A 17,598-nucleotide genomic window follows, 5' to 3' on the forward strand; every position below is an offset into this window, starting at 1 on the left:
CTATTTCTTGGCAAGGCCCCAAAGGGGGCTCACCCTCTTGAATCGATTCTAAAGCGCTTCTTGCGCGTGCTCTCCAAAGAGAGTTTGGCGACCTGCTCCACCTCATTGGCGATTTGATCGGTGCTCATGGCAACCTGAGCGTTTTGCTCTGTCACCTTCTCTAGCTCTCCTACAGCCTCATTAATCTGTGTGATTCCTTGCACTTGGGAGTTGATGGATTCACTGATCTCGTTCATCGACTGCACTAACACATTGACATTAGCGTTGATCTCGCTGAGGCTCTTTTGGGTGCGCTCAGCGAGCTTTCTCACCTCATCAGCCACCACCGCAAAGCCTCGGCCATGTTCACCCGCTCTAGCGGCTTCGATGGCGGCATTGAGCGCAAGAAGATTCGTCTGATCGGCAATATCTCGGATGATAGTGATGACGCTTTTAATCTCTTCAGACTGCTTGGCAACCTCTTGGGTTTTGTCGGTGACCGAGCCCACCGTCTCATGAATCTCCTCCGTGGAGGCGACGGTTTGCTTGAGGCTTGAAGCCTGTTCATTGACACTGCGGCTTAGTTGGTACATCGATTCTTTGAGAGCCAAAGCACGAGCCATAATCTGTTCGGCCTGAGAGAGCGATTCTCTCAACATCAAAGAGACATCTTCGCCCAACTGATTGACCATCTTCTCTAAACGACCCGAACAAGAGGGAAGAAGGAGGCTAAAATCAAGACGCGAAAAGCCCTCCAACACCCTCAGGATCTCCTCAAGATTGGGACCAATTTGACGCTCTAGCGTCCCTAGGAAGCCATTGAGAAGCTCCATGGCCTTGATGAGTTCTGGGGTGGAACTAAAGGCTTGGATTCGCTCGCTAAAATTCCCCTCGCCCGCCTTTTGCAAAACCTCATTGATATGCTCAAATTGTCGTTTGTCTTGCTCTAGTCGCTCGGAGATGAGGGCGATATTTTGATTGATGATTTTACACATTCCTCCAAACTCATCTCTAGATTCCCAATCAATTAAAGTCGCTGAATCGCTCTCTTTGTTTAAAAAAGAGAAGAAGCCTAGGAGCCCTTTTTGAGTCGCCTCTAGCGGAGCAACCACGCTTCGCACCACCCAAATGCTAAGCGGCAAAACAAGCAAAAGAAAGCTCGCTAGCACCGCCCCCAAAACTCCTTTAGAGATCTGCATCGCCAAGTGATCCGCACGCCCGCCAATCTCCCCTTGAATCTTGGCGATATTGTCAATATAGACCCCCGTCCCAATCCACATTCCACTATCACCAATGGGTGCGGCATAGGAGATTTTAGGCTGAAGCCCCGCTCCGGGTTTCTCCCAAATATAGGAGACAAACCCGCCCCCTTTTTGAGCCGCCTTGTAGAGGTCTTTGATAAGCTCCACACCTTGGCTATCTTTCACGCTCGCCCAATCCGTATTGTTGCGGCTTTTGGCGATAGGGTGGGAGATGGCCGTGGTTCCTTTAAAAACAAAGAAGTAGCCCGATCCATCCTCTTCATAGCGAATCGCATCGGTGGCGGCATGAATGAGCCTCTCCTGCTCGGATGGCTCTAGAGAGCTCAAAGCAAGGGCGAGCGTTTTGGATTTGGCCTCTGTAGAAACCTTGAGCTTCTCTTTGACCTGTGCCTCCAAATAGCGCCCAAAGTCCTCATTTTGACGATCTTTGAGCTTCTCTAGGGAGAACCAAAGCGCTAAAATCAGCACCGCAAGCATCCCCAAAATTAGGGGAATAAAAAAATAGACCCTCGTCTTGATCGAAATATTTTTGAGCATGAGAGCGATTCCTTACGCATGGATTAAATTTTATTCCCAACCTTCTTGGCTAAGTATATCAATTATTTAAGCCTAGAAGCAATTTAGGGTATAATGAGCCCCCAAAGAGCGTTTCAAGCGAACTTCAAAGGAACTTTTTCATGATTTTAATTCCTGCCCGATTGGCTTCCACCCGCTTTCCTCGCAAAATCGTCCAAGAGATTCTAGGCATTCCCATGATTGTACGAGTGGCCAAAAGAGCGATGGAGGTCGATTCCACGGTGGTGGCAAGCGATTCGCTAGAGGTGGTAGAGATCTGTCGGCACCATGGAATCGAAGCGATTCTCACCTCCAAAGACCACGCCAGCGGCACCGACCGAATCGCCGAGGCGGCAAGAATCTTGGAGCTCCCTCCCCATGAGGTGATTCTTAACGTCCAAGGGGATGAGCCCTTTTTGGAGCCCGAAGTGATCGCCTCCCTCAAAGAGAAGATGCAAGAGGCCTCCCTAGGTGATTCACCCCCCTTCATGGCAAGCGCCTACAAAAAAGTCTCCCAAGAGGAGGCAAGCGATCCTAACCTTGTCAAAGTCGTTCTGGATAATCACTCCTGTGCACTCTACTTCTCTCGCTCCCCTATCCCCTTTTGGCGCGATTGCACCGAATCGACTCCCCTTTTTTATCGGGGTCACTTGGGACTCTACGCCTACACAGGTTCAAGCCTCCAAGCCTTTTGCGCGCTTCCCTCTAGCCCTTTAGAAGAGATTGAGAAGCTAGAACAGCTACGCGCCCTCTCCCATGGTCACAAGATTCTCATGATTGAGGTGGAGACTCGATCTTTTGGGATCGACACGCCCCAGGATTTGAATCGCGCCCTTAAAATTTTTGGAGATTCCTAAAGCGCCATCATGAAGGGAATCATCACCGCCATTGACGACCTCAAGCAAGAAGCACTCATCAAAGTAGAGCGCTCCTCGGCCCCCTTTGCTTTCGGCTTTGAGCGCTTTGAAGGGGCGAGGGATGATCTTTTTGTGGGTCTAGAGGTGGAGGTGGTGCTCTCAGCCAAAAAAGAGATCGCCAAAGTCATTCCCGACAAAAACGCCAAAAAACCTGAAAATCTCAAATATCTTGAGCTGACCAAAAGCGTCGAAGATTGCGTGGTGAGCTATTTCAATGATATTAGGGAGCTGCTCTCGCGCTACAAAAGCATCGATGATTCGGCTCCTCAGATCGATTTTTTAAGAATCCGCCGTTTTCTCTTCACTGCCTATAATGACCTCTATGACCTAGACAACTCCGTCTACAACCCAAAACTAGAGCACTTGCGTATCGAGCTGGGGAAGATTCAAAAGGAGTTTGAGCTTTTCAGGAAAAAGACGGGCTACCCCATTAAATACTCGTATGACAAGGTCTTTTTACGACAACAAGGCAACTACCTCAAACTTGAAGAGAAGATTGAAGCCACGCAAGGATTCATCCGAAGCGCTACGCTTAAAGAGCGTCCCTTGGCCGATCGCCTCAAAGAGAAAGAGAAGAAGCTCCTCGCCATTGAGGACAAAAAGAGTCAAGCCTACTTTGACTTTGAAAAGGAGGTGAAAGAGCTTCGCAAGCGCTATGTTGATCTTCTTCACTTCATCTCTCTCCAGCGCGACCTCCTTGCAGAGCTAAGCGCCCTCTCCAAAATGTTTGTCGAGCGCTACTTTCAAGAGTTTGTCGATCTCTACCAGCCTCTCTCTATGGAGCTGGAGCGCAAGCTTTTGTGGCTACTCAACACCAAAGCCTACGAGCTTGATTCCAATCTTTGGGATAGAGCCAAGCAGAGCAAGCTGATTCGCCAATTCTTCATGGATTCTGGAATCACAGGCACCTACAGCTCCAAAACCTTCCTCAAATACTACCTGCGGAGCCTTGACAAAGATAAGTTGCGCAACGAAAACAAAGAGCTCTTTTCCCTGCTTGCCTACCTCGAATCCATCAGCAAAAAGAGCATTTTTGTGATTCGCCATCGCTTTGAGGCGGCGGTGAGATGCAAATATCTTTTAGAAAACTTCGACAAAGAGCTTCAGGTCTCCATCATCAAAGACCCCTTGGATGCCCTCAAAGTCAATGATTCGGTGCGTCCTGATATTATTCTTTTGGATATGGAGCTCGCTGGAATCAACCCTTTTGAGCTAGCCCAAAAGTATCGCCAAATGTTTGACGCCGAAGGAAAAAGCACGCTCTTTTGCCTCTTTGTCAATGACCTCACCAGCGATCTTTTCACTCATGCCAAAAAGGTTGGAATCAAGCACTTCCTCCGCAATCAAGCCACCGATGATGAGTTTATCGATTCGATGAGGACCATTTTATAAAATCACCCCTATAGACTTCTAGCAATCGTCAAAAACTCGCAAGCCATCTTACTCAAATGCTTATCCTTTCGGTAAGCCAAGACCACTGTCCTAGCCAGCAGGGGCTCATCCACATGGAAAAGCACTACTTTGTCCTGCTTATCCTCTTTGATAAATTGAGGAAGCGTAAAACAGGCTCCAACACCTGACGCAACAATCGCATTGGCGATATCAAAAGTCTCCGTCTCACAAAAAATCTTTGGTTCAAAGCCTGCTTTCCTGAAAATCTCATCAAAAATTGGCCGACTTCTTTGAGTGCTCTTGGGCAGAATGAAACGCTCCTCTTTTAGCTCCTCCAAAGAGACGCTAGGAGAATCTTGAGCCTCTCGAATAGCTTTTTGAGAAAGAGGATGCGTGATGGGAAGCGCCAAAAAGGCTTGATTTTCTTTGATGATTTTATAATCAATTTCAGGTGAACTGAGGGGCAAAACGAGCGTCGCAATATCAATATCGCCCTCGCTTAGCATTTTCTCCAGCTTGAGCGTGGAAAAGACTTGCACCACCCTAAGATCGGCACAGGGGAATCTTTTACAAAATTTGGCTAGAGCCGTGGGGATGAATTGATAGCCCGTCTGAGAGAATCCAAGCCGCAATGGCCCCTTGTCCGAGCCTATCACATCGCACATTTGCGTATTGAGATCTTTATAAAGCTCTATAATGGCGTTAGCCTTGGCGACATACACCTCCCCCGCATGAGTCAGCGTGATGGGAAAAGTGCTCCTATCAAATAGTGGCACACCCACTTGCTTTTCCACCGCTTGAATGCTTTGGCTTAAGGATGGTTGAGCCACCTTTAGCTTAGCGGCTGCCTTTGTGAAGCTCCGCAGCTTTGCAACCGCCACCACACACTCCATCTGCTTAAGACTCACGGTATCTTCTCCTTCGCCGTAAATTATGAAAATTATACCATTGATTAATATATACAAAAACCTATGAAATTATACAAAAAGCAAATATAGATTATTAAAGTAAAAATATAATTTTACTATTTTGATAAATTTATATTAATATAATATAAATTTTTATATTTAGTTTTTTATAATAATAGTTAATAAATTTTATTCATTAATTTTTACCATTTTTTAAGCAATAAAATTCAAATTAATTCAAAATTTCCCTATTTTACGAGTAATTATCTTCTATCTTGAAAGATGATACTTTATTACTTTTTACTTAGTCCATGATCTTACTATGGTATTTTCATATTATATTTATGTATAGTGCAGAAACTATATTTATATATATAAAATGTAATTTTACATATTTATAAAAATTAAATAGTATTTTTCGTCATTTAAGACCTATGGCTTTCAGCCCTCTAGAAGCCAAAGCAGAAGTTTAATGGCATGGGGCGATTGTGATGCATGTTCTTTTTGGGGAGTCATGCGCCTATCCTCTGTTGAAGTCGCAAAGGCGATCTTTTAAATGCTGCACAATGTCCGTCATTTCAGCATATCTACCAAATATTGGAGAAAATTTATGAGTGAACAATTTACCCGAAGGGAGTTTCTTCAGTCTGCCTGTATAACCATGGGTGCACTGGCTGTGAGCACAAGTGGGGTTGATAGGGCTTTTGCCTCCTCTTCCCTCCCCATCAATACCTCTGGCATCCCCTCCTGTGATGTCCTTATTATTGGATCTGGCGCCGCTGGCCTCAGAGCTGCTGTCGCAGCAAGAAAAAAAGACCCTAGTTTAAATGTCATCGTGGTGAGCAAGGTTATGCCCACCCGAAGCGCCACCACAATGGCTGAAGGTGGAATCAACGGAGTCATTGATTTTAGCGAGGGGGACTCTTTTGCCCTGCATGCCTATGACACCGTCAAAGGGGGTGACTTTCTTGTTGATCAAGACACCGCAATGAAGTTTGCTGAACATGCTGGAGAGGCTATCCACGAGCTTGACTATATTGGAATGCCTTTCTCTCGTGATAAAAATGGCAAAGTGGACAAGCGATACGCAGGGGGTGCCTCCAAGATTCGCTGTAACTTCTCAGCCGATAAAACAGGTCACATCCTAACTCACACTTGCCTCGATGACGCTCTCAAAAATGGAGTCAAATTCCTCATGGACCATCAACTTCTTGATATCGGCGTCGATAATGGTCGCTGTGAAGGGGTGGTCTTGCGTGATATTCGAACGGGCACTATCGCTCCTGTTCGAGCCAAATCCGTTGTCCTAGCCACGGGCGGCTATACGCGCGTCTTTTGGAATCGAACTTCAACCCCCTATATTGCCACAGGGGATGGGGCGGCTTCAGCCATGAGGGCAGGGGTTGCTTTTAAAGATCCAGAAATGTTGCAATTCCACCCCACAGGCGTTTGTCATGGAGGTGTTTTGATCACCGAGGCGGCCCGTGGTGAAGGGGGTATTCTACTCAACAACCAAGGCGAGCGATTCATGAAAAACTACGCCAAAAAAATGGAACTCGCTCCTCGAGATATTGTCTCTAGATCCATCGAGACAGAGATTCGCGAAGGTCGAGCCTTTGGTAAGGGAATGGAAGCCTATGTATTGCTAGATGTCACCCATCTTGGCAAAGAAAAAATCATGCGAAATCTACCACAGATTCGACACATTGGGCTCCTCTTTGAAAACATGGACCTTGTCGAAAAACCCATTGCCATTCGACCCACGGCACACTATTCCATGGGAGGAATTGATGTGATGGGACTAGAGAGTATGTCAACAGCAATTCCTGGGCTATTTGCCGCAGGAGAAGCGGCTTGCGTCTCCATTCATGGAGCCAACCGCCTAGGCGGAAACTCTCTATGCGACACAGTGGTCACGGGAAAAATCGCTGGCACGAACGCCGCAAGCTTTGCAAGTTCAGCAGGTTTTGGAAGCGGAACACACCTCCATGATCTCACCCTCAAATGGATGAGTCGCTTCAAAGAGGTGGCCAACGGAAAAGGCGAAGTCAATGAGATGTACGCCATTCGCGAAGAGCTTGGAGCAGTCAACTGGGATAACATGGGCGTCTTCCGCACCGAATCAAGATTAGTGGCCTTGGAGGATAAGCACAACGAGCTTCAAGCCCGCTATGATGCCTTACGAATCCCCAACACCAACCCCGTGTTCAATACCGCCTTCACTGAATATGTAGAGCTTGGAAACATCTTGCTTGCCTCTCGCGCCGCCAGAATGGGAGCTGAAGCACGCAAAGAATCACGAGGCTCTCACTACAGGGAAGACTACATAAAGCGTGATGATGCAAACTTTTTGAAGCATAGCATGGTCACCATGGATTCCAATGGCAAGCTACATCTAGGCTGGAAAGATGTGGTGGTCACCCAATTCAAAATTGAGGAGAGGAAATACTAATGAAATTCATCATTGATCGCTTTGATGGCAAGAAAAATTATGAACAAATCTACACGCTAGCCAAAGAGGATATTGAAGCCAAAACCCTGCTTGGTGTCTTACTTTTAATTAAGCAAACCCAAGACATCACGCTCAACTTCACCGCCTCTTGTCGTATGGCTATCTGTGGTGCCTGTGCCGTACGAGTCAATGGGCACTCCTACCTCGCCTGTGACACAAAGATGACGGAGCTTTTTGAAGAATACAAAAATAGCGACACCTTCCGAATCTCTCCTTTGGGAAATCACAGGGTGATCTCTGACCTTGTTGTAGACTGGGAGCCCGCCATTGAGAATCTTCGCAAAATCAAGCCAGGATTGGTGGCCAAGTCCGAATTTTCTGCGAAAGAGGGTTGCCAACAAAACCAAGAAGAGTTTGATCGAATCATCAAGCAGTGGGACTGCATCCTCTGCGGAAGTTGCGTCTCTGAGTGCAATAAATTCTCTGCCGATCAGTCTGATTACATGGAGCCTTTTGTCTTCACCCAGGCTTGGCGTCTTGCCAATGATTCTCGCTCCAAAGATCCCATGATTCATGTAAAACCCGCCGTGGCCAATGGACTATGGAACTGTGTCCACTGCCATGAATGCACCAATCGATGCCCTAAGCACATCAGTGCCGCAGAAGATATCGCCAATCTACGGGTCATGGCCATGAAAAAAGGTCTCAATACAGGCGTTGGTCCTGCTCACGCCAAGGCATTCCATACCGATTTGGTCGAAGGCTCTGGACGCCTCAATGAGATTCGCCTAGCCCTCCGTATCGAAGGGGTTGCCACTGTAGCTAGAACGGGCATGGCAATCACGCTAATGCGCGCAGGAAAGATGAATCCTCTCGAAATTTTTGGTGGACACACCATCAAAGGACACGAGGATTTAGTCAAGATGATTGATGCGGCCAAAGCTGCAACCAAGGAGTAGTTCCATGCAAAAAGAGTTTGCTTTTTTTCCTGGCTGCGTATTATCGCAAGCCGCCATTGAATCCAAAAAATCGATCGAGGCAATCGCCCCTGTGCTTGGAATCAAGCTAAGAGAGATTGAAGGCTGGAGCTGCTGCGGCGCCTCTCAAGCTCAGTGTGTTGATCCTCTTGCCACCCTAGTTGCCAACGCCCGCAATCTCGCTCTAGCCGAGCAGATGAATCTTCCCGTGCTGACCACCTGTAGCACATGCTTATTGATGCTAACTCGTGCCAAAGCCGAGCTAGATCGGGGGGCAAAGGATCAAATCAACTCCTTTCTCGCCAAGGGCAACATGAGTTATCAAGGTACGAGCGAAGTCACCAGCCTTCTTTGGGTGTTAGCCCAAAATGTTGAGGAGCTCAAATCCAAAGTGAAAAAACCCCTTTCCAACCTCAAAGTGGCTGTTTTTTATGGTTGCCACAGTCTAAGACCCGAGAAAGATCTTGGATTTGAGAGCTCCACCAACCCCACTAGTTTTGAAACCATTGTCAAAGCTCTAGGCGCTCAAGTGGTGCCTTTTGAGAAACGCCTCAACTGCTGCGGATTCCACGCTGTCTATCCAGCCGAGAGCTCCGCCATGAAAATGACAAGCGGAATCATCAATACCGCCGCCAAAAGCGAAGCTCATTGTGTCGTCACCCCTTGCCCTCTCTGCCAAATGCAGCTGGACATTTATCAGGAGGACGCACAAAAAATCGCCAAATCCAAAGAGCGCGTGCCCGTACTTCACCTCTCTCAGCTTGTTGGTCTAGCGCTTGGAATTCCAGCCAAAGAGCTCGGCCTTAATCACAATGTAATTGACGCCACCAAATTAGGCTAACCCCTCTCGTCTAAGCCACAAGCCTCTACTTTGTGGCTTAGATAAATCGCCCGCCACAAGGAGGAGGATAAAATGTCTATTTCAAAACAGCTTTTGGTCTTGCTAATCTCTGCTATTTTAGGCTCTTCTATTGTCTTTGGAATCGGGCTGGCAAAAATCAACCAAACCTACTCCATCATGTCTGAAAGCCAAAATAAATCATTGCCAAGCATCCTTTTGCTTGATGACATGCAGAGAGGATTCTATAGAATAAGACTCCTTCTATGGGAACACCTCTTTTTTGATGAGCAAGGTGAGATGCAAAAATTAAATAAAAAATATCGCGACTACAGAGAAGAATTTGAAGAAAATCTAAAGAACTACGCTTCTCTTGTTTTTCTTGAAGAGGAGTCGCAAATCTACGAAAAAGAGAAGGCGCTCTATGCGGTCTATATTGCCATGGCTGATGAGGTTCTCCGACTCTCCTGGGAAGGGAAAAAGCTAGAAGGCAAGGAGTATATGCTAACCAATCGACTCATGTCTAGGCGCTTAACCGATGCTATTGATGAGCACATCACCTACAATGAAAATCTCGCCGAAAAAAACGCCATTCTCGCCGCCAACCTCAAAAAAGAGGCTATCTTGCAGATGAGCCTCGTGATTCTCATCATTTCAAGCTCTATGCTTATCCTTAGTCTTTTGATTCGAAACAGCATCATGCAGGGCGTGCATACACTGCGTGAAAACATCTCTAAGTTTGTGGCCCACAAAGAGCTCAATCTAAGAATCGTCTACTCTAAAAACAATGAAATCAAAGAGATCGTAGAGAGCTTTAATGAGCTGATCTCAACACTAGAACACACCATTGCCGACGCCAAGAATTCATCCCATGAGAACGCGGCTGTCTCCAACGAGCTGAGCGCCACAAGTGTCCAAATGAGACACAATGCCGAACAAAGTCTCACGATTGTCAGGAACTCTTTGGCTGAAATCACCCAAATCAAAAACTTTATTGATGAGACACTCACCTTTTCTGATAGAGCCAAAGACGAACTCTCCAGCGCTGGAAAAAGGCTAGAAGGTGCCCAAAAAGATATGATCATGCTACGCGATGATATCGCCCAAGCCAGCCAAGCTGAAAGCGCACTTGCCAAAGAGCTAGAACAAATGAGCAGAAACGCAGATCAAATCAAGCAGGTCTTGAATGTCATTGCCGATGTAGCAGACCAAACCAATCTTTTGGCTCTCAATGCCGCCATTGAAGCCGCTAGAGCAGGAGAGCATGGTCGAGGATTTGCCGTGGTGGCTGATGAGGTAAGGAAGCTTGCAGAGAGATCTCAAAACTCACTCACAGAAATTAACTCCACCATCAATATCATCATCGAATCGATCTTGAATGCCTCCACCCAAATGAACCGAAATGCCAAAAACATTCAAAAACTCTCGGATGTTTCATCAGAGACAGAGCGTGTCATCACCGAGACAACGCAGACAATGAGCACTAGCATTGACCTTGTTAGCACCAATGCCACCAAATCACAAAAAATATCTCATGACGCCCATAAAATCTTTGAGATGGGTGAAAACATCAATAACCTTGTCTCTCAAAATACTCAAAGCATCCAAGAGATTGTCATTGCCGCTGATCATTTGGCCAAGCTTTCAGAACATCTCAGCCAAAAGCTCAATCAATTCCACTAAAGAAGGGGCTCTCTTCTCTCTATCGTATCAAAAGTTCATTCGAGTGAAACATTTTTGTAAAATCACTCCCCGTTTTATCAATTAGATTTACAAAAATGTATATAATGATCCCTTTGAACTATCCCACCCACTTCAAAGGAGAATCCCTCGATGCCCTATATCCAGCAGACCCTAGAACAACTCCAAAAAACTTTCCCCGCCCAAAAAGAGTTCCACCAAGCCGTCCACGAAGTCCTTGATAGTCTCCGCCCTCTTTTGGCCAAAGAGTCCAAATATGAGCGCTACAACATTCTTCAACGCATCGTTATCCCCGAGCGCCAAATCGGCTTTCGTGTCACATGGATGGATGACGCAGGCCGCATTCAAGTCAACCAAGGCTACCGCATCCAATACAACTCCACTCTTGGGCCCTACAAAGGGGGAATCAGACTCCATCCCAGCGTGAACGAGGGAATCATCAAATTCCTTGGCTTCGAGCAGATTTTTAAAAATGCCCTCACAGGACTAGCGATGGGGGGCGCCAAAGGAGGCTCTGACTTTGATCCCAAGGGCAAAAGTGAGGCTGAAGTGATGCGATTCGCTCAAGCTTTTATGAGCGAGCTCTATCGCCATATTGGCCCTCTCACAGATGTTCCTGCGGGAGATATTGGCACAGGCGCGCGCGAGATTGGCTATCTATTTGGTCAATACAAGAAACTAGTCAATCGCTATGAAGGCGTCCTCACGGGCAAATCCTTGCTATGGGGCGGCTCGCTCGCTCGCAAGGAGGCGACAGGCTTTGGCTCCGTCTATTTTGCCGAAGAGATGCTAAGAGAAAGAGGGGAGAGCCTAGAGGGCAAAACCTGCCTCGTCTCTGGATCGGGCAATGTCGCCATCTATACCGTGCAAAAACTTCTCGAACTAGGGGCAAAACCCATCACTGTGAGCGATTCAACGGGCATGATTCATGATGCCTCAGGAATTGATCTAGATCTCCTCAAAGAGATCAAGGAGAATCGCCGCGAAAGTCTCACCTCCTATGCCAAAGAGCATCCCGGCTCACGCTTTATTTCTGTGGGTGAATACCCCAAAGATCACAACCCTCTATGGGCAATTCCCTGCTTTGCAGCCTTCCCCAGTGCCACCCAAAACGAGCTCAACGAAAAAGACGCCAAGCACCTCCTCCAAAATGGCTGCATCTGCGTCTCTGAAGGGGCCAATATGCCCTCCACTCCTAGTGCCGTGGAGAAGTTTTTGGCCGCGAAAATCTGCTATGGCCCAGGCAAGGCCGCCAATGCAGGAGGAGTGGCGACTAGTGGTCTAGAGATGAGCCAAAATGCTTCGATGACTTCGTGGAGTTTTGAAGAGGTGGATATGAAGCTTCATGGAATCATGAGGGGAATCTATCGTGCCGCCAAAGAGACCGCCAAAGAGTTTGGCGAACCCCACAATCTCGTCTTGGGCGCCAATATTGCTGGATTCCGCAAGGTCGCTGATGCGATGATCGAGCAGGGGATTTAATCTCCCTCTAAAAGCGCTCGCTCCAATCTCCTCAGAGTTGCCTCATCGCTATAGCGTTTGGCAAACTCTAGGGGAGTATAGCTAAAAGCCTCATAACGGCGCAGCCCTAGGGGCTTTTCGAGCTCTTCGATTCGCTCATGGATAAACGCTTCACTTCCCTTGGCGGTCAAGATTCGCTCTAGCAATTCCAAACAACGATTCTTAATCGCGCTCGCATAGAGTGTCTTTAGCTCATCCAAACTCCAATCCATCGAAGCCAGATGAGCGCTTGAGAGCCCCTCAAGGATTCTCGTTTTCTGGTGCAACGCCTCAAGAATCTTCTCTCGCTCCTCGCCTTGGAAATTCCTCTCTAAAAAGGCCACACCCCTCCTAGCCTCTTGCGTATCTCCCAAAGAGATGCACCTTTGCTCCATGAGCTCATCTAGCCGCCCCTCAATCCGCTCTATGGATTCCATGGAGCGAATCTCCTCACCCCACTTCGCCTCCTGCTCCTCCTCTATCGCGCTCATGAGGCGATCCGCATCTTGGATAAGGCGCTCTTGGCGCACCTTGGTCATCACGATTCGATGAGTCTCTTCTTCGAGTGCCTGCGAAGCGAGCTTGATAAAAAGCACTCGCGCCAAAGCCTCCTCTCCTTTGGCCGCCTCTTGAGGGGGGATGGATTCGGAGATAATGGGGCCTGGGAGGGCTTTTCACGAGGAAGAAAAAGGGTCATTAGAAGTTATTTTATTTTTACTAGTAAAAGTATATATAAATAGTAAAAATATAAAACTATTTATGCTATAATTACCTTAATAAGTAAATGAGGCAAAAATGGCAAAAGCTATAGGGTATATTCGAGTAAGCACTGACCAACAAGATTTACAAAATCAACAGCACTCAATTTTAAACTATGCAAATAAAAATGCACTTGGCAAAGTTGAATTTATTGAAGTGAAGATGAGTAGTCGCAAAAAAGATGAAGATAGAAAGATAGATGAACTTTTTGAAACCTTACAAGCTGGTGAACATCTAATCGTATCTGAACTTAGTCGTATAGGAAGAAGTGTTGTAAATGTTGTCACAATTGTCAATCAACTCATAGCTCTTGGCGTAAATCTTCATATCTTAAAAGAACAGCTTTTTATAAAACCAAATGAACAAAATCCATTTACAGATTTTCAAATAAATATTTTTTTAGCTTTTGCACAACTTGAAAGAGATCTTATTAGCAAAAGAACAAAAGAAGCACTACAAGCAAGAAAAGCAAAGGGGATAAAACTTGGCAAACCAGTTGGAACTATTCAAGGAAGCATTTACGATAAAGACAAAGAAAAAATCAAAGAGCTTCATAGTCTTGGTGTAACTCTTACAAATATTTCAAAAAAACACTTAGGTTATGGAACTATTAAAAGTCTAAGTGAATATGTAAAAAATAAACTTGATAAGGAGAAGTAGCAATGGAGCAAAAAGTATTTAGCGTGATGTCAGAAGAATTTACAAAAAACTATGATTTTTACAAAGATTATGATGATATGGTAATCCATAAAGAAACAGAGCAAATATTTAAAAGCAACTTCATAAACGGCATGGTTTAACTAGTACCAGTGAGCAATCAAACAGCTATGGAAAAGATCGAGCAAGAGCTTAGTGAGTTTGCTAAAGAGTTAAAGAGACAGGGGTTTTAAAAGTAAAAAATAACTTTTTTATACAAAATGTGATAATATAAAAAACAATAATATATTAAGAGTATTTAAAGAAGCATTTGAAAAATAAAAAGGGCAAAAAATGGAACAAAACAAGTTAAGAGAAGAGTTAAAACATATACTTGAAAATGAACCTGAAAATTACTCAAAAATTTTAAAATTATCATCTGAGTTATCCAAATATGATCAAGATAGTGTTCGCTTTTCTATAGATGCTGGAATAATAGATCGGCTTGGTAAAGAACTTGTGGCAAGACATGAAACTGCCGTATCTGAATTAGTTAAAAATGCTTATGATGCTGATGCGAAGAAAGTAAAACTAACATTTATTGATTCGTCTGAGATTGGTGGAATTATTGTCATTAATGATGATGGTGTTGGTATGACGAAGGAGCAATTAGTAAATGGTTTTATGAGGTTGGCTTCAAGTGACAAAATTCATTTTCCTTTTTCTCCAATTTATAACAGAAAACGAGCTGGTAAAAAAGGGATTGGTCGTTTCGCGGCTCAAAGGCTTGGAAAACAATTAACTATTACAACTCAGACAGAAGATTCTGAACAAGCCCTTGAGATAACTATAAACTGGAATGATTTCAAAAACGATCAAGATTTAATGTTTATTGACAATAAAATAGAATACAAAAATCGAATGCCTAAGAAAAGAAGTGGTACGAGATTAGTTATAAGAGATTTAAGAGATAAATGGACAGAAGCACAGATCAAAAGGGTTTATCGATATGCATCTGAAATTTTACAGCCGTTTCCACTCGCAAAAGTAAAGCTAAAAACAGAAGATCCAGGTTTTAAACTTATTTGTAAAAGAAAAGATGGTGATTTTAGCGAAATAATTGCAAACGATAATACTATGTTCTTTGAACATGCATTAGCTGAAATAAAAGGTAATGTGGATGATGAAGGTTTTATGAGAATTAGCATCAACAGTCAAAAATTGAATTATAAAATCAAAGATGTATTATTAAATCGAGGTAAACCGTATAAACAAATAAGAAATGTCAATCTAAGAGCTTATTATTTTGTTTATGAAAGTTCTTACTTATCTCCTCAAATCAAATCATTTATCAATGAGAAAGCAAAAGAACAAGGTGGAATAAGACTATATCGAAATGGCTTTAGGGTTCTACCTTATGGAGAAACTCATCAAGAAGTGCCAAATGATTGGTTAGGTCTAGATGCTTCCGTAAGACGAAGAACAGTGTTACCTGTTCATGCAAATATTAACTTTTTTGGTTTTATAGAGATAGATGGACAAGATGATAAATTTGAAGAACTTTCAAGTAGAGAGGGATTATTAGAAAATGATGCATTTAAAGAACTAACCGATTTTGGCTATAAAGTTTTAACAGATGCGGTAACTAAAGTTGGTTCTGAAAGAGGTGTTAAAACTAGAACAAATGAAAAAAACTGGAAAAAAGAGCCAGAAGAAAAAATCGCTGAAATAATCGAAGAATTAGAAAGCATGACATCTTCTAAGGAAGATGAACAAAGCTTTGATCATGAAGAGGACAATGAAGATGTAAAAGAGAAGTTAGGTAGTATCACTCAAAAACTAAAAGAAGCTCAGGAAGAACAAAAGCAGAAACAACAAGAGTTACTCGAAGAAAAAAACTTATTAAGAATATTAGCTGGGCTAGGGCTTACAATAGGAGAATTCATACATGAAATCAAACAGTTTCAAGGAGCACTGTCAGCTGATATTGAAAATATTAGAAACATAGCAAAGAGTCAAGATGAATTGTCGATCATTAGTAGATTAGATCAAAATGTTCAAAGTATAAATGCTTACACTTCTTATTTTGATGAAGCGATTTCTGAAAATATTCAAAGAGAATTAGCTCCTATTGAACTTCGTAGTGTGGTCGAATCTTTAAAAGATAGTATTTTAAATGACTTGCAAAGAAGAAATTTTGAGTTTAATGAAAAGTTTATTGGATACAATTTATTTACATGTCCAATGCATAAATCAGAATGGGCTTCAATATTATTTAATCTCTATACTAATGCAAGAAAGGCAATTAAAAAAACGACTGTACAAAAGGGAAAAATACTTGTGGAAGTGGGGAAAAGTAGGAATATTGTGTATCTTGAATTTTCTGATAATGGAGTAGGAATTCCTCTTGAAAATAGAGAAAAAATATTTACAGCTTTTTTTACTACAAGCGAACCAGTTGGAAAAATTACAAAGAACTATGAAGAAATGACGGGAACTGGATTAGGGTTAAAAATAGTTAAAGATATTATTACAGGATATGGCGGTCTGATTTATGTAAAAGAACCAAATGAAGGTTATAGTACAACTATTAGAATTGAATTACCACATGATAAAAAGGGATATAAAGATGACATATAAATACTTATATATTGATGATGAAGAGAAAAATGTTAGAGAGCCTTTTGCACAGCAGTTATCAGATCAAAATATACAGGTAGATACAAAGCATGTATCTGAAATTGAACTGTCTGATACTCAAGAGATTATTAGGCTTATAAAATACTATGATGGATTATTATTAGATTTAAGACTTGACCAAGTAGCTAGTGAAGATGAAAAGAAAATTAAAGTTCCTTTTACAGCTACAGTTTATGCTCAACACATACGAACCTTAGTAACAAATGGAAATATTGATAAAGATATTCCAATAGTTTTATTTTCTACTGATGATAAATTGAAAAAAGTTTATTTTGTTGATTTGACAAGTCAAGACCTATTTGATCGATATATAGAAAAAACTAGAATTCCAACAAATGCAAAGTTAAAATTAATATCTCTTGCAAATGGCTATAAAATAATAAATGAAGAAAAAGATATTGCAAAATTAATCGGATTAGATTCTCTTATTGAACTAGATGAAAGAATATTTGCACGATATGATGATTCAACAATACCAACACATGAATATGCACAGACAATTTTAAAAGATTTGATTTATGTATCAGGTGTTTTAATAAATGAACTAATGCTGGCGTCAAGATTTGGAATTGATATAGAAAAATCAGATGATTGGGAAGAACTAAAAGAGTATTTTAAAGATACAAAATATACTGGTGTATTTTCGGATGGCTGGGATAGGTGGTGGATGCATTTAATTGATGATATGTTCTCTGCAAAAACTGAAACTTATTTATCATATTTGGATGCTAATGAAAGAGTTGAGCTTTTAAAAAAAATCACAAGTTTAGAAGATCTTGTTGCTGCTGAACCCATTGAAGAAAATAATAGTAATAGATTTTGGACATACTGTAAAGTATTGGAAAAACCTTTAGACCCTCTTGAAGGATTTAAGATCAACACTCCTATAGAGCCAAAACCATGGCAGGAATATGATTATTGTTCATTGTATTCTATATTAACGCAAAAACATAAGTCAAAAGGTGTCACTATACATCCGAGCGATAGAGAAAGACTAGAAATTATAAGAAGTGAATATTAAA

General features: G+C 43.1%; 13 protein-coding genes and 2 pseudogenes. 11 read left to right on the forward strand and 4 right to left on the reverse strand.

The genetic code is table 11. The features are described from left to right. Positions 1-29: 29 nt before the first annotated feature. Both WS_RS11310 and WS_RS11315 read right to left on the reverse strand, forming a co-directional pair. Positions 30-512, reverse strand: a pseudogene (locus WS_RS11310) (methyl-accepting chemotaxis protein); the annotation flags it as partial. A gap of 717 nt (positions 513-1,229) precedes the next feature. After that, positions 1,230-1,778: pseudogene (locus tag WS_RS11315) on the reverse strand (cache domain-containing protein); the annotation flags it as partial. A 140-nt stretch (positions 1,779-1,918) separates the two neighbouring features. Here WS_RS11315 and kdsB point away from each other — a divergent pair. Next, complete coding sequence (kdsB, locus tag WS_RS09010) at positions 1,919-2,653, forward strand: 3-deoxy-manno-octulosonate cytidylyltransferase (protein ID WP_011139709.1); 735 nt, start codon at positions 1,919-1,921, stop codon at positions 2,651-2,653. A gap of 9 nt (positions 2,654-2,662) precedes the next feature. Beyond that, entirely contained in the window at positions 2,663-4,105 is a 1,443-nt protein-coding gene (locus WS_RS09015) for a hypothetical protein (protein ID WP_011139710.1), read from the forward strand. A gap of 8 nt (positions 4,106-4,113) precedes the next feature. On the opposite strand, the gene WS_RS09020 is transcribed toward WS_RS09015, so the two are convergent. After that, complete coding sequence (locus WS_RS09020) at positions 4,114-5,013, reverse strand: LysR family transcriptional regulator (RefSeq protein ID WP_011139711.1); 900 nt, start codon at positions 5,011-5,013, stop codon at positions 4,114-4,116. Positions 5,014-5,623: 610 nt separating this feature from the next. Here WS_RS09020 and sdhA point away from each other — a divergent pair. The 5 genes from sdhA (at position 5,624) to gdhA (ending at position 12,463) form a co-directional block, all read left to right on the forward strand. After that, on the forward strand, positions 5,624-7,465 hold the full coding sequence (sdhA, locus tag WS_RS09025) for an 8-methylmenaquinol:fumarate reductase flavoprotein subunit (protein WP_011139712.1): 1,842 nt from the start codon (positions 5,624-5,626) through the stop codon (positions 7,463-7,465). Next, entirely contained in the window at positions 7,465-8,424 is a 960-nt protein-coding gene (sdhB, locus tag WS_RS09030; protein ID WP_011139713.1) for an 8-methylmenaquinol:fumarate reductase iron-sulfur subunit, read from the forward strand. The genes sdhA and sdhB overlap by 1 nt, the downstream gene beginning before the upstream one ends. Before the next feature lie 4 nt (positions 8,425-8,428). Continuing rightward, positions 8,429-9,283, forward strand: a complete 855-nt coding sequence (gene sdhE / locus WS_RS09035) for an 8-methylmenaquinol:fumarate reductase membrane anchor subunit (protein ID WP_011139714.1) — start codon at positions 8,429-8,431, stop codon at positions 9,281-9,283. A gap of 72 nt (positions 9,284-9,355) precedes the next feature. Next, positions 9,356-10,963, forward strand: a complete 1,608-nt coding sequence (locus WS_RS09040) for a methyl-accepting chemotaxis protein (RefSeq protein ID WP_011139715.1) — start codon at positions 9,356-9,358, stop codon at positions 10,961-10,963. A gap of 150 nt (positions 10,964-11,113) precedes the next feature. After that, positions 11,114-12,463 (forward strand): NADP-specific glutamate dehydrogenase, encoded by a 1,350-nt coding sequence (gdhA, locus tag WS_RS09045; RefSeq protein WP_011139716.1) that lies wholly within the window; start codon positions 11,114-11,116, stop codon positions 12,461-12,463. Here gdhA and WS_RS09050 read toward each other — a convergent pair. Then, entirely contained in the window at positions 12,460-13,086 is a 627-nt protein-coding gene (locus WS_RS09050) for a hypothetical protein (protein ID WP_011139717.1), read from the reverse strand. The genes gdhA and WS_RS09050 overlap by 4 nt on opposite strands. A 190-nt stretch (positions 13,087-13,276) precedes the next feature. Between WS_RS09050 and WS_RS09055 the strand changes: the two genes are divergently transcribed. The 4 genes from WS_RS09055 (at position 13,277) to WS_RS09065 (ending at position 17,597) form a co-directional block, all read left to right on the forward strand. Next, positions 13,277-13,900: a recombinase family protein gene (locus WS_RS09055; RefSeq protein WP_011139718.1), complete on the forward strand. Its 624-nt coding sequence runs from the start codon at positions 13,277-13,279 to the stop codon at positions 13,898-13,900. 2 nt (positions 13,901-13,902) lie between these two features. Then, a complete protein-coding gene (locus WS_RS11010; RefSeq protein WP_158305213.1) occupies positions 13,903-14,040 on the forward strand; it encodes a hypothetical protein in 138 nt (45 codons plus the stop codon). Positions 14,041-14,230: 190 nt separating this feature from the next. Next, positions 14,231-16,516, forward strand: a complete 2,286-nt coding sequence (locus WS_RS09060) for a sensor histidine kinase (protein ID WP_011139719.1) — start codon at positions 14,231-14,233, stop codon at positions 16,514-16,516. After that, positions 16,506-17,597, forward strand: a complete 1,092-nt coding sequence (locus WS_RS09065; RefSeq protein ID WP_011139720.1) for a hypothetical protein — start codon at positions 16,506-16,508, stop codon at positions 17,595-17,597. The genes WS_RS09060 and WS_RS09065 overlap by 11 nt, the downstream gene beginning before the upstream one ends. Position 17,598: the final 1 nt, after the last annotated feature.

The sequence above is a fragment of the Wolinella succinogenes DSM 1740 genome, assembly GCF_000196135.1.
Classification (GTDB): Bacteria; Campylobacterota; Campylobacteria; order Campylobacterales; family Helicobacteraceae; genus Wolinella; species Wolinella succinogenes.

Excerpts from the sequence above, each read along its gene's own strand:
- WS_RS09060 (WP_011139719.1), top strand. The coding sequence starts at position 14,231 with ATGGAACAAAACAAGTTAAGAGAAGAGTTAAAACATATACTTGAAAAT.
- gdhA (WP_011139716.1), top strand. The coding sequence starts at position 11,114 with ATGCCCTATATCCAGCAGACCCTAGAACAACTCCAAAAAACTTTCCCC.
- WS_RS11010 (WP_158305213.1), top strand. The coding sequence starts at position 13,903 with ATGGAGCAAAAAGTATTTAGCGTGATGTCAGAAGAATTTACAAAAAAC.
- sdhE (WP_011139714.1), top strand. The coding sequence starts at position 8,429 with ATGCAAAAAGAGTTTGCTTTTTTTCCTGGCTGCGTATTATCGCAAGCC.
- WS_RS09040 (WP_011139715.1), top strand. The coding sequence starts at position 9,356 with ATGTCTATTTCAAAACAGCTTTTGGTCTTGCTAATCTCTGCTATTTTA.
- sdhA (WP_011139712.1), top strand. The coding sequence starts at position 5,624 with ATGAGTGAACAATTTACCCGAAGGGAGTTTCTTCAGTCTGCCTGTATA.
- WS_RS09065 (WP_011139720.1), top strand. The coding sequence starts at position 16,506 with ATGACATATAAATACTTATATATTGATGATGAAGAGAAAAATGTTAGA.
- WS_RS09015 (WP_011139710.1), top strand. The coding sequence starts at position 2,663 with ATGAAGGGAATCATCACCGCCATTGACGACCTCAAGCAAGAAGCACTC.
- sdhB (WP_011139713.1), top strand. The coding sequence starts at position 7,465 with ATGAAATTCATCATTGATCGCTTTGATGGCAAGAAAAATTATGAACAA.
- kdsB (WP_011139709.1), top strand. The coding sequence starts at position 1,919 with ATGATTTTAATTCCTGCCCGATTGGCTTCCACCCGCTTTCCTCGCAAA.
- WS_RS09055 (WP_011139718.1), top strand. The coding sequence starts at position 13,277 with ATGGCAAAAGCTATAGGGTATATTCGAGTAAGCACTGACCAACAAGAT.